This window comes from Lutibacter maritimus, from assembly GCF_900116115.1.
Classification (GTDB): domain Bacteria; phylum Bacteroidota; class Bacteroidia; order Flavobacteriales; family Flavobacteriaceae; genus Lutibacter; species Lutibacter maritimus.
Genome location: NZ_FOZP01000004.1, coordinates 21,267 through 35,933, shown reverse-complemented (window position 1 = coordinate 35,933; position 14,667 = coordinate 21,267). Strand labels below are relative to the sequence as shown.

At 28.8% G+C, this 14,667-nt stretch carries 13 protein-coding genes and 1 tRNA gene; 8 read left to right on the top strand and 6 right to left on the bottom strand.

Features of this window, described 5'->3' with window-relative positions; genetic code table 11:
• Nucleotides 1-111: 111 nt before the first annotated feature.
• From BM335_RS07395 to BM335_RS07375, 5 genes are all read left to right on the top strand, one after another.
• Nucleotides 112-1,545, top strand: coding sequence for an amidohydrolase family protein (locus tag BM335_RS07395; protein WP_090224944.1), 1,434 nt, complete (start codon nucleotides 112-114; stop codon nucleotides 1,543-1,545).
• 141 nt (nucleotides 1,546-1,686) lie between these two features.
• Nucleotides 1,687-2,331, top strand: coding sequence for a hypothetical protein (locus tag BM335_RS07390; protein WP_090224942.1), 645 nt, complete (start codon nucleotides 1,687-1,689; stop codon nucleotides 2,329-2,331).
• 66 nt (nucleotides 2,332-2,397) lie between these two features.
• Entirely contained in the window at nucleotides 2,398-3,357 is a 960-nt protein-coding gene (locus BM335_RS07385) for an alpha/beta fold hydrolase (protein WP_090224939.1), read from the top strand.
• Between the two features lie 111 nt (nucleotides 3,358-3,468).
• Nucleotides 3,469-4,077 (top strand): DUF3575 domain-containing protein, encoded by a 609-nt coding sequence (locus BM335_RS07380; protein ID WP_090224937.1) that lies wholly within the window; start codon nucleotides 3,469-3,471, stop codon nucleotides 4,075-4,077.
• Nucleotides 4,078-4,174: 97 nt separating this feature from the next.
• Nucleotides 4,175-5,431, top strand: a complete 1,257-nt coding sequence (locus tag BM335_RS07375) for a S41 family peptidase (RefSeq protein ID WP_090224934.1) — start codon at nucleotides 4,175-4,177, stop codon at nucleotides 5,429-5,431.
• On the opposite strand, the gene BM335_RS16000 is transcribed toward BM335_RS07375, so the two are convergent.
• From BM335_RS16000 to BM335_RS07350, 5 genes are all read right to left on the bottom strand, one after another.
• A complete protein-coding gene (locus tag BM335_RS16000) occupies nucleotides 5,417-5,722 on the bottom strand; it encodes an Arm DNA-binding domain-containing protein (protein ID WP_090225577.1) in 306 nt (101 codons plus the stop codon). The genes BM335_RS07375 and BM335_RS16000 overlap by 15 nt on opposite strands.
• Nucleotides 5,723-5,981: 259 nt before the next feature.
• A tRNA-Arg gene (locus BM335_RS07365) sits at nucleotides 5,982-6,055 on the bottom strand.
• A gap of 35 nt (nucleotides 6,056-6,090) precedes the next feature.
• Nucleotides 6,091-6,240 carry an SsrA-binding protein gene (locus tag BM335_RS07360; protein ID WP_090224931.1) on the bottom strand — a complete coding sequence of 50 codons (150 nt, stop codon included), beginning with the start codon at nucleotides 6,238-6,240 and terminating at the stop codon, nucleotides 6,091-6,093.
• A 494-nt stretch (nucleotides 6,241-6,734) separates the two neighbouring features.
• Nucleotides 6,735-8,360: a M56 family metallopeptidase gene (locus tag BM335_RS07355; protein WP_090224929.1), complete on the bottom strand. Its 1,626-nt coding sequence runs from the start codon at nucleotides 8,358-8,360 to the stop codon at nucleotides 6,735-6,737.
• Nucleotides 8,361-8,362: 2 nt separating this feature from the next.
• A complete protein-coding gene (locus BM335_RS07350) occupies nucleotides 8,363-8,728 on the bottom strand; it encodes a BlaI/MecI/CopY family transcriptional regulator (RefSeq protein ID WP_090224926.1) in 366 nt (121 codons plus the stop codon).
• 141 nt (nucleotides 8,729-8,869) lie between these two features.
• Between BM335_RS07350 and BM335_RS07345 the strand changes: the two genes are divergently transcribed.
• Nucleotides 8,870-9,805 carry a calcium/sodium antiporter gene (locus BM335_RS07345; RefSeq protein ID WP_090224924.1) on the top strand — a complete coding sequence of 312 codons (936 nt, stop codon included), beginning with the start codon at nucleotides 8,870-8,872 and terminating at the stop codon, nucleotides 9,803-9,805.
• A 64-nt stretch (nucleotides 9,806-9,869) separates the two neighbouring features.
• Here the strand turns inward: BM335_RS07345 and BM335_RS07340 are convergent, their stop codons facing one another.
• Nucleotides 9,870-10,889 carry a glutamine synthetase beta-grasp domain-containing protein gene (locus BM335_RS07340; RefSeq protein WP_090224921.1) on the bottom strand — a complete coding sequence of 340 codons (1,020 nt, stop codon included), beginning with the start codon at nucleotides 10,887-10,889 and terminating at the stop codon, nucleotides 9,870-9,872.
• Between the two features lie 217 nt (nucleotides 10,890-11,106).
• Here BM335_RS07340 and BM335_RS07335 point away from each other — a divergent pair, with 217 nt between their 5' ends.
• Nucleotides 11,107-13,293 (top strand): glutamine synthetase III family protein, encoded by a 2,187-nt coding sequence (locus BM335_RS07335; RefSeq protein WP_090225575.1) that lies wholly within the window; start codon nucleotides 11,107-11,109, stop codon nucleotides 13,291-13,293.
• A gap of 421 nt (nucleotides 13,294-13,714) precedes the next feature.
• Complete coding sequence (locus BM335_RS07330; protein ID WP_090224919.1) at nucleotides 13,715-14,653, top strand: hypothetical protein; 939 nt, start codon at nucleotides 13,715-13,717, stop codon at nucleotides 14,651-14,653.
• The last annotated feature ends 14 nt before the right edge of the window (nucleotides 14,654-14,667 follow it).

Here is a 14,667-nt window from a genome sequence, read left to right as displayed (position 1 = left end):
CTTAGGAAAAATCAAATCGTAAATAAATGCTAATTAAAGTCAAATAAAATAGCAATAAAACTATAGGCTTGGGATAGCCGCAATAGGTTAGCATAACTTAAAAATAAATAAATGAAAATACTAAAACGAATTTTAAAAATTGGATTTCTACTCTTTGGGATTATTGTTCTAATGGGAATCATTACCCTCTGGATTGATTCGTTGGAGACTAATTATTTAAAGATTAATAAAAAGGACTCACTATCCAATAAATCTTACCTAATTACCAATGTCAATATCATTCCAATGAATCAAGACACTGTTTTAGTCAATAAAATGGTATTCATAAAAGAAGGAATTATACAGCAGATTGCAGATACTATTAATGTTAACGGCATCGAAATTATAGATGCCAAAAACAAATATTTAACCCCGGGTTTAATAGACATGCACGTGCATCTGTGGGATAGATATGAACTGGGCCTATACCTTGCAAACGGTGTTACCGCTATGAGAAATGTATGGGGTATGCCAATGCATTTAAGAATTAAGGAAGATATATTAAATGATAGGATAATTTCACCCACCTTATTTACTACAGGACCAAAACTAACAGGACCAGAATTTATTGGTGACGATAATTTGAATTTATTTAGCCCCGAAGAAGCTAAGGAAAAGGTGATTTCATATAAAGACAGAGGTTATGACTTCATCAAAATTTATGATGGATTGGATAAACCAATCTTTGATGCAGTTATTGAACAAGCTAAAATTTCTGAAATGGATATTGTTGCCCACACTTCTAAAAAAGTACTGTTTTCAGACCATTTGAATCCTCAAATTAAGTCTATTGAACATGCCGAAGAAATTGTACAGCAACCATTACAATATGATTTGGATACGCTTAAACTGCAAACAATCATCAACTTAATTTCCCAATCAAAGCAAACAAGCTATTGTCCTACTTTAACGGTATTCAATAATATCTATCAAATGATGAACAATGATTCTATGTTAGATTCAGAACAGCTAGATTATATGAATCCTCTCGTGAAAAGAGTAGATAGTAAAAATCAATTCAACCGTTGGTTATCTGCCAAGCAAAAGGATTCAACAACAGTCAGCAGAATTAAAAAACAACATGATTTTCATCTTACCATCGTAAAAAAACTGAATGAATCAGGTGTAAATATAATTTGCGGAACAGATGCTGGAATTGGTGTTACGCTTCCTGGATTTTCATTGCATACAGAATTAAATTTTTACAAAGAAGCTGGCCTTTCAAATTATGAAGTTTTGAAGACAGCTACCGTAAATGCTTCCAAAACACACGCTATTATGAATTCTCTTGGAACTATTGAAGTTGGTAAAATGGCCAATTTGTTGTTAGTTGATGAAAATCCGTTAATAACATTATCAACCATGCAAAAACCAATCTATGTTTTTGTAGAGGGTCGAAAATTAAATAAACAAACTTTGGGTTTTTACCAAGAAAAGGCAAAAAAACGTAATAACTTAATTGCTTCTGCTCTGAGGTATTTAGAAAACTTAATAGTTGAAAAATAGCTACATCCTAAAATGGATTTTAGTATTAAAAATTAAGAAGGTTTGAAATCATAATTCAGGACGACGCACATTAACTTCTAGTGTTTCTTTGCATCATAAATTAAATAGTAATCAAAAAAGAATTATTAAAAACAAATTAAAATGAAAAAACTATTCATCATCGGATTAACACTTTGTACGCTGAATATCTTTGCTCAGCGTAAATCAGAATCATTAAAAAATAATGATACGAATTTTAAATATAGGGTAAGCTTTCCTGCAATTATTTTAAGCAATATTGGTAATGGAGGGGAAAAAACCAACACGCAACACATTGAAATTCATGTAAAGCAGGAATTAGATTCTAAAAACATCATTGGGATTAAAATCGCTACTTGGAGATTATTTCAACCTATGGGTATTCAATGGTGGGACGGACTTAAAGATAAAATAGATTCTGAAACCGAATTTTATCCTGGTTACTTGAAAGAAACAGGAATTGGAGTATCATATCAACGTATGCTTTGGAAAGGATTATTTGCTTCAGTTGAAGTGTTACCACAATACAAAACATACCTAGATGAGAATAATAAAAAAATAGCAAACGGCTTTAAGCTCTACAATTCTTATCACGTTGGCTATCACATTGCTTTTGGCAAAAAGAAACGAATTTTTATAGAACCCCAAATTCATTGTCAAAATTGGATGTTTGACACCAATACACCAGAAGCATTTAAACAATTAGATAATAAGTGGAAATCCTATTTCCTTTTTGAACCTAACCTTTATGTAGGAATAAGATTCTAAATACAATTCTTTACAGAAGATATTAGACTTTTACATTATTAATAACATTTTTTTAGATATAAAACCATGAAAAATTTATTCATAACTATTTTTATTGTTCTATCCTGTAATTTGTTTGGGCAAGAATCAATGGTTAATTCAAATAGTATTGATACAACCCAATTTGTGAATGTTGGAAGTGTAAAGCAATTTATAAGTATTAAAGGAAATAAAAATAAACCGCTCATGTTATATCTTCATGGTGGCCCCGGAGCAGCAACTTCATCTCATAGACAACAGATAACTAACATATTAGAAGAATATTTTTTAGTTGTGCACTGGGATCAAAGGGGAGCAGGAAAATCAATGAGTCTCAATTTAAAATCACCAACCTTATCAGAAATGAAACAAGATGCCGAAGAAATCTTGTTGTTTCTATTAGAAAAATATAATAAAGACAAAATTGTATTGGTTGCCAATTCTTGGGGAACTGTTTTAGGGTTTCATCTAGCATTAAAATACCCAAACAACATTGAATCACTTGTGGCAATAAGCCCATTAATAAATAATCAAAAAAGTCAAAACTTAACCAATAAAAAACTTATAAACCATTATAAAGAGCAAAATAAGATTGAAATTGTTAAACAACTTAATTCCATACATATACCTTATGAAAATGTTGAAGATTTGACAATTCAATTTAGATGGATTAGCGATTATAAAGGAGCTTACATTCCGGAAAATGAATTTGAACAATACATGAATTTCTTTAAAGAATGGGAACAACAATGGATGCCTCTTTATAAACAACTATATGCTATTAATTTATTAAAATATAAAACAGTTTTTAAAATTCCTATTTATGTTTTAATAGGAAAACAAGATTTAACAACAAGTTTTGAACTTACCGAAAAGTTTTTTAAAAAGCTTAAAGCACCTAAAAAGCAATTGTTTTGGTTGAAAGACGTAGGACACCAAATACCAATGTATAAATCTCAAGAAATGCAGAATATAATATGCCATATTTTATTGAAATCACAAGACTAAAAGGGATAGATATTGTGAGGTCCTTTATTATAATTCAAGACGATTGACTTTATATTGAATAAGATATTTGCACTATAAAATTCTCAAAACTTCCATTTTAAACAATTAATTATGAAATCACAACGTAACGTTATCCTTTATCTATTTGCAATAGTAGTTTCAACTTTTACCTTTGCCCAAGAGAAAGAAGACTTAAAGCTAAAGTCACCATCAGAATTTAAACACTCAATAAGTGCTTGCCCTGTAGCAGTGGCATTTGGAATTTATTCTGTGAATTATGAATTCCTGCATCAAAAAAAGCACGGCTTTGTGGTGCGCTTTGATTATGAAGCAATTCCCAAAACCTACACCGAGGCACGAATAGAATCCAGTGGGTATTCTTTTATACTGAACTATCGTTACCATTTCAATAAGCAAATGAATTCGTATTTTGCTGGAGCTTATGGTAGATACAGACAATTTAACGGGGAAGGTAAAATCAATGAAACGAATTTTGACTTTACTATGCCCGATGTGAGCTTTGGTATAAATGCAGGAAAAAAATGGGTTTGGAATAGTGGTTTTACCTTAACCTTTGCACTTGGTTACGGGTTTTCAAATGAAGATTGGAATAGTAATCTGAATACCCAAGATGTTAATGAAATGATTAGGGATTTTAGGAGTGATTATGACTTTATAGATCCATTTTATGGGGAATTTTCCATCGGCTACTCATTCTAAAATATTAAAAATTTAGATTTAAGTTTATTTCATCAGTGTTAACCATATGGTTTTACGGCATACGATATACATAATATAATAGAAAATAAATAGTACTATGAATTTCTTTCAAAAAATAATTATTCCTATATCAGTTTTTTTCGTTTCTACGTTTCAAATATTACTTGCGCAGACAGCTAACAGAATTGACTGGAAAGAAGACCTAAAAATCTATAAGGAATCTTTAGAGCAAAAACATATAGACCTGTACCATTCGGTATCCAAAGAAACGTTTTTAACTGAATGGAGCAAGATTTATAATAATGTTGAATCATTAAACGATTTTGATATTATTTTAAAATTAATGCGCTTAACAAGACAAATAAATGATGGACACACAGCTGTTTCCTTAAGAAATATGACCACACATCAATTTCCTCTTGAAGTAGAATATATTGACAATCAGTGGCGTGTGGTAAAAGTAAATAACAAGAATAATAACTTATTAAAATTATCATTAGTAGCCATTGATAATGTTCCAATAAAAGAGGTGTCAGCTAAAGTTTCAGAAGTAGCACAGTTTGTAGAAAACCAATTTTCACAAATTATTAGAACAGGAAATTACCTTACTATAAGTGAATTACTATTTGCGCTTAATGTTACTAAAAAGAAGAATGAAGCGGTCTTTACATTTCTAGATGCAAATAATAAAAAAATAAAAACAACACTAAAAGCATTAGATGTAAATTCATTAAATAAAACCTCAGATTTTGTTTATTTAACTATTGGTGTACCAGAAATCACAAAGCCAAATAACCCTAGTTTCCCTTATCTATGGTTTTCGCCAATTAAAAACACTCAAGCGATATATATAAATTTTGAAAGCTATCCAACTTTTGAAGATATGCAAATTTTTGGAGAAACATTGGTAAATTATATTTTAAAAAATCAAATAAATCAAGTGGTTATAGATATGCGTAATAATGGAGGTGGAGATTTATACGTAGGTACAGTTTTAGCATATGCACTAAATCTTGCCGATAGTATAGATTGGAAAAATGGTGTATTTGTATTAACGAGTAATAAAACATTTTCTGCGGCTACTAGTAATACAGCACTATTTAAACACTTGTTAAATGCTAAAACTGTTGGTCAACCGACTGGCTCTAATCCTAACGGCTATCAAGATATGGATCAGTTTGAATTACCAAACTCAAAACTAATTATAACATATTCTAAAAGAAAGTTCAATCTATCAGAAACAGTAACAAACGGAATTAAACCAGACGTGCTATTAATTGATAATTGGAGTGACTATAAATTAGGGATAGATAATATATTACAATGGGTTATCAAAGATTTAAAAGTTAAATAGGTAAATAATAAAATTGTTGCCTTTAGATGGTAAATTGAACAGGTACCCATAACAATGGTAATCGTTACGCAAAGCATTAAAAAAGTATAAATACAACTCAAAAGCTCCTTTATAGGGGTTTTTGTTTTTTAGTCTGGAAAAATCATTTATTTGTCTTGCGATTGCTGAATTTCCTTTAGCTTTTTTCTTTTGCGCATCCCATAAAGCAATGGGTGTTTTTTTCTTTAGACTGATATTAAGTTTTTCTTTATTTACAGTAATTCTTACATAAAGTAAAGCTTCATCATTAATTGCCCTTGAACTTTGAAGGCAAAAGTTTGTCGAAAATGTGTTTTCATAGTTGTCGTTTTAAAATGTTAAACATTGTTCAAAACGAAAGTCAAATCAACTATAAACTTACATTTACATTTTTTTGAAAGTGTCAGTTAAGCTGACACTTAGCTACCATATTAAATCAAATAACATCAAATTCTTTGATGTCCTAAAAATCTAAAAACCACCTAAATCATAGGATTTAGATGGTTTTGTTGCTATTTGTATGTAGCTTTAGTGACCTCGACAGGATTCAAACCTGTAACCTTCTGAGCCGTAATCAGATGCGCTATTCAGTTGCGCCACGAGGCCGTTTTGAGGGTGCAAATATAATATAAATATATTATTTACAAACTATTTTTTGTAACAAAATATCTCCAACCAATTATTGCAAGTTGCCATTTTTTAGCTTTTGACATATCAAGTCTTTTTTTTGAAAAGCTTGGTAATAAATGCTTATTTATTTTAGCTAATAATTTAAATAGTTGATTTTTCATAGTACAAAATTAAACAATAAAAGAAATCCTACAACAAGTAGGATTTTTTCTTGCAATTTAAAGTTACTTTTATTAAAATAAATAATGAATAATAGTTAAAACTAGCTTGGTTACTAGTATAAAAATAGTGGTCATAATTCTGTGAGTTTTTGGTTAATAAATTATTTGTTTTATTAAGGTAATTCTATTTTCAAATAGTATCCAACTACTAAAAACATAATTTATCAATTTGACTTTCTTTTATAAATAAAAAAAGGATATCTGTTTATTGATGTAAATAAAATACTACACTAATGTTATAAATTATAATTTAAAATTCATATAAAGTTTTAAAATGTAATATTTTAATGGAGGTTTTATATCAAAAAATATAAAGTAAAGGCTTTTTCATTATTATAAACTCCTGGTATAAGGCGTTTCATTTTTTTTATAAAAAAAACCTACTAAAAAAATATTTTAAAGTAGGTTTTGTAAAAACTATTTTTTAGTCTGTTTTATTCTTTTTTAGTTAGTATTTCAATAACGCCATTTTTTGCTTTTTCACCATATTTTTCAATTGCATTTTCACCTTTTAAAACATTAATGCTTTCAATGGTATTTGGGTCAATGTTTTTCGATTCTTCAGATTTTATTTCTTTACCATTAACAAAATAAATAGGTTCGTCTTTTTCAGAATCTATTAAAATTACATTTGAATTTTTGTTAATTTTTTGTTTATTAATGCTATTGCCATCAGATTTAATTATAAACACATTTTTATCATTATCTTCAATAGTTATAATTTTAACATCTTCACTTGCATTATCACTATATATGCGGACAGAGTTTTTCCCTTTTAAATGCAAAGTATCTGTTTCTGATTTTGATACCCATTTTATTTTTGTAGAATCTTTGGTTACAAAAATTACTTCACCGTTTTCATCAACTTTGTCACCTTCAATATTATAAGTATAGCTATGTTTTTTTCCTTTTTTTAATGCTACATTTCCGATAGTTATATTTTCAAATTCAGAATCGTAAGAAATTTTAATTGGTAATATTGGTAGTGTACCTGAGTTTTCAAACTTTGCTTGTGTATTTTTGCCTTTAGCATCAATTTTTATTGCTAAAATTTCATTATTCGTGTTTCTTTTAATTCCTTTAAATGACAAGTCTATTTTAAATTCATTATTAAAATAAGATTCCATTTCATTTAATTCCGTTTCATTAGCATTTTTATCAATAATAACTTCAAATTTTAAATTATTATTAATATTGCTATGCTTTACATTTTGAGCAATTGTTTTGGTGTTAAAAGTTGAAATAAATGCTATTAATACTGGAATTAACAATGCATATTTCCACTGCTTATTATTTTTTGATTTGTTGGTGTGTAACATAATGATTCTTTTTTTAATTAATGAATTATAAAAATTGTTGGTTATTGAAATATTGAAATTTCTTGTACTAGCTTTTAATAAAGTGAATTTGTACAATTGCTGGTTTTTTGATTTATTTAGCGCACAAGAATCTGCTAAAAACTCTAAATTTTGTAATGTTAATTTTTTAAAATACCAAGCAAACGGATTAAACCATAAAAGGATTACAAGTAAATGTGATAATATTGTATCGAAAGAATGCCATTGATTTACATGAATTTTTTCATGATTCATAATTTGTTCCAATTCTTCAATTGTAAATTGTTGTTTGTTGTAAATTATAATATTAAAAAATGAAAAAGGAGCAATGTTTTTTGAGGTTTCTATATAATATAAATTACCTTGTTTTATAGTTTTATGTTTTATAATGAGTGCTAGTAATGATAGTAGCTGAGCAATAAACTTACTGCCAAAAAATAGTACGCCTAAAACATATATTTGCGTAATAAGTTGTGTCCAATTTATTGAATTTTCGATGTTTGAATTTTTTACATCAATAGTTGCTAAGTTTAAAGCATTACTTTGTGAAGCCACTTCTTGAATGTATATTGGTATTTCAATTAATGGAACTGTAATTATAATTAGTGAACCTATTAAAAAATAACTTCTAATTGATGTAAAGAAGGTTTCATTTTTTAAAAATAAATTATAAAATACCACAAGTATTATAACTAAACCGCTAGATTTTAAAAGGTATTCCATTGTTATTGATTTTGTTTGTTCTCAATAATTTTAATTATTTCTCGTAGTTCATCAGCACTAATTTTTTCTTCTTTAGCAAAGAATGAAACCACGTTTTTATAAGAATTCTCAAAATAATTATGAATAGCGCTTGAAAAATATTTTTTTCGATATTCTTCCATTGAAATTGTTGGAAAATATCTGTGTGTATTCCCAAATGATTCATGGTTAACAAAACCCTTATCTTCCATTTTTCTTATAACTGTTGAAACTGTGTTGTAATGCGGCTTGGGTTTTGGTAGTTCGGCAACTACTTCTTTTACAAATGCTTTTTTTAATTTCCATAAAACTTGCATTATTTCTTCTTCTTTCGTAGTAAGTTTGTTCATTATAATAAATTTTAAAAATCAAATATAAACTATATAAATAGTTGCGCAACTATTTATATAGTTATTTAACATAAATTTATATCTTTTTAAACAATTTATCGACTATTTATATTCTATTATATTTGCAAAAATTTATATTGTATGAACATACTATTATTATTGGTTGGATTTGTTTTATTGGTTGTTGGTGGAAATTATTTGTTAAAAAGTGCTGTTGGATTTTCATTACTATTAAACATTCCTAAAATTGTAATTGGAATGACAATTGTTTCTTTTGCAACATCTGCACCTGAATTAATTGTAAGTTTAAATGCTGCCTTAGATGGCCATGCAGATATTGCATTAGGGAACGTGATAGGTTCTAACATAGCAAATTTAGGATTGGTATTAGCCATTATTATTTTAATTTCACCAATAATAGTTAAAGAAGGTTTTTATAAAATTGATTGGCCAGTAATGATGATTTCTTCATTATTATTATACTTTTTTATAGCTTTTGATGGAGAACTACAGCGTTATGAAGGAGTTATTTTGTTTGCAATGCTAATTACATTTCTGGTATATTTATTAAAATTTCAAAAACCAGCAATTGTTGATGAATTACCTGAAGATGATGTTCAACTACCTTTATATAAAAATATTCTTTTTTTAGCTTTTGGAGGCTTGGCTTTGTGGGGTGGTTCTGAACTTTTAGTAAAAGGAGCCGTGGGTTTAGCAACTAATTTTAATGTAAGTGAAAGAATTATTGGAGTTACTGTGGTATCTATTGGAACTAGTGTTCCAGAATTAGCAGCCTCGTTAATTGCTATTTTAAAAAAGGAAAAAGCAATTTCAATGGGTAATTTAATTGGGTCAAATGTATTTAATATTTTGGCTGTTCTTGGTTTAACTTCCATTATAACACCAATTAAAGTGTTCGATTTTGGATTAATTTCTAATGATTTAATTTGGATGTTAGTAATTTCATTAATTATTTTACCGCTAAATTTTATTCCTGTAAAAATGAAGTTTACTTGGAAAGAGGGTTTAATTTTGATAGGAATTTATATTGCCTTTATGATTAAAACTTTTTTATAAAAAGCAATTCACAAAAAAAACACTGCATTGCAGTGTCTTTTTTTGTATTATAAAAGTTCTAAAATTATACTTTAGCTGATTTTACAGTTGAAATAATTCTAGCTGCAACTTTATATGGATCAGCATTTGAAGCAGGTCTACGATCTTCTAAATAACCTTTCCATCCTTTAGATACTGTATAAATAGGAATTCTAATTGAAGCTCCTCTATCAGAAATTCCATAAGAAAAATCGTGGATAGAAGCTGTTTCGTGTTTACCCGTTAAACGTTGTTCGTTATGAGCTCCATAAACTTCAATGTGTTCTTTAACTACAGGTCTAAACGCTTCGCAAATAGCTTTGTAAGTTTCTTCAGATCCACAAGTTCTTAAAGTAGTATTTGAGAAGTTAGCGTGCATACCAGAACCATTCCAGTCAGTATCACCAAGTGGTTTTGGGTGATATTCAATATAGTACCCATGTTTTTCAGTTAATCTATCTAATAAGTATCTTGCAATCCAAATTTCATCACCAGCTTTTTTAGCTCCTTTTGCAAATAATTGAAACTCCCATTGTCCACAAGCAACTTCTTGATTAATACCTTCAAAATTTAAACCAGCTTTAATACAAGCATCAGCATGTTCTTCAACTAAATCACGTCCATGAGTATTTAAACCACCAACTGAGCAATAATACATTCCCTGAGGTTTTGGATAACCACCTCTTGGAAAACCTAAAGGTAATTCAGTTTTAACATCCATAATAAAGTATTCTTGTTCAAAGCCAAACCAGAAATCGTCATTATCATCATCAATAGTTGATCTACCATTTGAAACATGTGGAGTTCCATCTGGATTCATAACTTCTGTCATTACTAAATAACCATTAATACGATCTGGATCAGGGTAAATAGCTACAGGTTTTAAAACACAATCAGAAGAACCACCTTCAGCTTGTCTTGTTGAAGAACCATCAAAAGACCAGTTTCCAATTTCTTCTAAAGTTCCTTTGAAGTTTTCGTGTTCTTCTACTTTAGTTTTACTTCTCATATTTTGAGTTGGTAAATACCCGTCCAACCAAATATACTCTAATTTTATTTTCGCCATAATGTTAATTAATTATATAAATTCAAATATGGAGCAAAAATAATTATTTAAACAAGATAACAAAAATTTAAGGGGGTTAAATGCTAAAAGTGTGCAAATTTTTGTAAATGCCTTATTTTAGATGGGGGTATTTGGAAAATACTTAAAAAAAATCCTTATTTTTTTGATAAAAATATTTTTAATTTCTTGTATCTTCGTATTTACTAAACTAAATATTATGGCAAAATTACGTTTTAAAGCAATTGAACTTGCTCAAAGTAGAAAACCGATAGAGATAAAAGAACAGCTTAAAAGATCTGAGTTATTTGGTAAAAATGTATTTAATGAAAATACAATGCGTCAATATTTAACAAAAGAAGCTTATAAAGGTGTTATGAGTGCTATTGAACATGGTAAAAAAATTGATAGAAAAATTGCAGATCAAGTTTCTTCATCAATGAAAGAATGGGCTTTATCAAAAGGAGTTACACATTATACGCATTGGTTTCAACCTTTAACAGGAGCCACAGCTGAAAAACATGATGCGTTTTTTGAAACCATTGAAAATGGTATGGCTATTGAAAAATTTGGAGGAAGTCAATTAGTGCAACAAGAACCAGATGCATCAAGTTTTCCAAATGGAGGTATTAGAAATACGTTTGAAGCACGAGGTTATACAGCTTGGGATCCAACTTCGCCAGCATTTATTTATGGTACAACTTTGTGTATTCCAACAATTTTTGTGTCTTATACTGGAGAAGCTTTAGATTATAAAACACCATTATTGAGAGCATTGCACGCTATTGATGCTGCAGCTACAGATGTATGTAAATATTTTGATAAAAATGTTAAAAAAGTAACATCATCACTTGGTTGGGAGCAAGAATATTTTTTAATAGACAAAGCGTTGGCCAATAGCAGACCAGATATTGCTATGACAGGACGAACTTTATTAGGGCATTCACCAGCAAAAGGGCAGCAATTAGATGATCATTATTTTGGTTCTATTCCTTCAAGAGCATTAAATTTTATGCGCGATTTAGAAATGGAATGTATGTTATTAGGTATTCCAGTAAAAACAAGGCATAATGAAGTCGCTCCAAATCAATTTGAATTAGCTCCAATTTATGAAGAGGCAAACTTAGCGGTAGATCATAACTCTTTACTAATGGATGTTATGGGAAGAGTTGCTTCTCGTCATGATTTTAAAGTGTTATTTCATGAAAAACCATTTTCGGGAGTTAATGGTTCTGGGAAACATAATAATTGGTCGCTTTCAACTGATTCTGGTGTTAATTTATTATCACCAGGTAAAACACCCATGAGTAATCTTCAATTTTTAACCTTTTTTATCAATACTATTAAAGCTGTTAACAATCATGAAGCTTTATTAAGAGCAGCAATTGCTTCGGCGAGTAATGACCATAGGTTAGGAGCCAATGAAGCTCCTCCAGCAATTATATCCGTATTTATTGGCGCTCAATTAACTCAAGTTTTAGAAGAACTAGAAGGAGTTACAAAAGGAAAATTATCTCCAGAAGAAAAAACAGATTTAAAGTTAAATGTAGTAGGTAAAATTCCAGATGTATTATTAGATAATACAGACAGAAATAGAACATCAGCATTTGCATTTACTGGTAATAAATTTGAATTTAGAGCTGTAGGTTCAATGGCTAACTGTGCTAATCCAATGACAGTTTTGAATACCATTGTAGCCAAACAATTAAAAGATTTTAAAGTTGAAGTTGATACTTTAATAGATAAAAAAGATTTAAAGAAAGATGAAGCTGTATTTAATGTTTTAAGAGAATATATTAAATCCTCAAGAAATATTTTGTTTGAAGGAAATGGTTACGGAGAAGCTTGGGAAAAAGAAGCAAAAAGAAGAGGTTTAAGTAATAATAAAACAACACCAGAAGCTTTAAAAGCAAGAATATCTAAAAAATCTATTGAGTTATTTGAACAAATGAATGTAATGAGTAAAATAGAAACAGAAGCGAGGTATGAAATTGAAATTGAAGAATACACACTCCGCATTCAAATAGAATCAAGAGTTTTAGGTGATATTGCAGGAAATCATATTGTGCCAACTGCGGTTAAATATCAAAATATGTTAATTGAAAATGTAAAAGGGTTAAAAGAAATTTTCGGTAAAGATTTTGAAGAACATGCAAGTCAACAAATTCAACTTATAAAAGGAATTTCTGGACATATAGAAGCAATTCACGCAAAAGTTGAACAGATGATTAATACAAGAAAAAAAGCTAATAACTTAAAAGATGCAGTTAAAAAAGCTGAAATGTATTGTAATGAAGTAAAACCATTTTTTGAAGATATAAGATATCATTGTGATAAGTTAGAATTAATGATTGATGATGAAATTTGGCCACTAACAAAATACAGAGAATTGTTATTTACACGATAATTTTCATTATTAAATACATAATAAAAATCCTGTAAATTATAGTATTTTAATTATATCGAAGTTTTTTTAATAAAAAGTCAAACAAATTACAGATTGTTTGACTTTTTTATTTTTATGTAACCTAAGTTTCTAAAAAATTCACATCTAAAACATTGAAAATAAAGTAGTTAAAATTGTAATATTTAAAATAATATTGTAAATTAGTACCAGAAATTAAATAGTATTACGTACAATTAATTTCTATTGCGCAAAAAAAATTGTTTATCCCCACTGTATAAACCCTACACAATAGTTTCGCCCTATTTTATAACTATATAGAATTATTTTAAAATGATTTGTATTAAATGATTTTTAAAAATTACTTCAATTCCCTTATATAATTATATCACATTATTAATTTATTAATTTAAAAATTTATATTATGAAAAAACTATTATTAGTGGTAGCGTTATTCTTTGCTACAAGTATGTTATTTGCACAAGCGGTTGAAAATTGTATAGAACCTCCAATGCAAGTAGAATGTGATGGTTGTTCAATTGATCAATTACCTACAGGATGGAGAGGAGCAGATATTAACACAAGTTATGTTGATCAAGATGAACTAAGAAACTTAGCAGTTGTTGATCAATTTGGATGGGGAAATTATTCGTATGTGAAACAATTGGGAGATGAAAACGTTGCTCATGTTACACAAACAGGTCGATATAATCATTCAATAGTTAATCAATATGGTCGCGAAAATGAAGGAACAGTTGTTCAAGAAGGTAAATTAAATTTTGCGAAACAATTAGTTGGTGCAAACGGTTATGCATATAAAAATGAAGCAAGTGTTAATCAAAAAGGAGAATGGAATACATCTTTCCAATTCCAAGATGGAAAATACAACGATGCTTTTGTAGACCAAGAAGGAAATGATAACTACGCAGAGCAAAATCAAAATTCTGGTAGATCATATTATACTCATAACATTGCTGATATTGATCAAAATGGTCATGAAAATGCAGCTAAACAATCACAATATGGAAGCTTTAATGAAGCATATTCAGATCAACATGGTTTCGGAAACACTGCGGTTAGTAACCAAGCTGCTAGTTTTAGTGGTTGGAATTATTCTATAATTGATCAACATGGAAATAGTAATATGGCTTGTGTAGATCAAAATAATACTGATTCATTTATGGGTATGAATTTTGACTTTAACATAAGTTACGTAACTCAACATGGTAAAACTAACTTTACAAATGTTGATCAAGATGCATTATTTGGAAGTAACTGGAGTGATGTAAATCAACAAGGTAATTCTAACAAAGCTTGTGTAACTCAAGTAGGAACAGAAGCTATGATAAGAAATCCTTTCTAAACTTTATAAATACA

Coding starts and splice junctions, on each gene's coding strand:
- BM335_RS07360 (WP_090224931.1), bottom strand. CDS start 6,240: ATGAAAAATCAACTATTTAAATTATTAGCTAAAATAAATAAGCATTTA.
- BM335_RS07355 (WP_090224929.1), bottom strand. CDS start 8,360: ATGGAATACCTTTTAAAATCTAGCGGTTTAGTTATAATACTTGTGGTA.
- BM335_RS07350 (WP_090224926.1), bottom strand. CDS start 8,728: ATGAACAAACTTACTACGAAAGAAGAAGAAATAATGCAAGTTTTATGG.
- BM335_RS07345 (WP_090224924.1), top strand. CDS start 8,870: ATGAACATACTATTATTATTGGTTGGATTTGTTTTATTGGTTGTTGGT.
- BM335_RS07375 (WP_090224934.1), top strand. CDS start 4,175: ATGAATTTCTTTCAAAAAATAATTATTCCTATATCAGTTTTTTTCGTT.
- BM335_RS07335 (WP_090225575.1), top strand. CDS start 11,107: ATGGCAAAATTACGTTTTAAAGCAATTGAACTTGCTCAAAGTAGAAAA.
- BM335_RS07385 (WP_090224939.1), top strand. CDS start 2,398: ATGAAAAATTTATTCATAACTATTTTTATTGTTCTATCCTGTAATTTG.
- BM335_RS07395 (WP_090224944.1), top strand. CDS start 112: ATGAAAATACTAAAACGAATTTTAAAAATTGGATTTCTACTCTTTGGG.
- BM335_RS07380 (WP_090224937.1), top strand. CDS start 3,469: ATGAAATCACAACGTAACGTTATCCTTTATCTATTTGCAATAGTAGTT.
- BM335_RS07390 (WP_090224942.1), top strand. CDS start 1,687: ATGAAAAAACTATTCATCATCGGATTAACACTTTGTACGCTGAATATC.
- BM335_RS07340 (WP_090224921.1), bottom strand. CDS start 10,889: ATGGCGAAAATAAAATTAGAGTATATTTGGTTGGACGGGTATTTACCA.
- BM335_RS07330 (WP_090224919.1), top strand. CDS start 13,715: ATGAAAAAACTATTATTAGTGGTAGCGTTATTCTTTGCTACAAGTATG.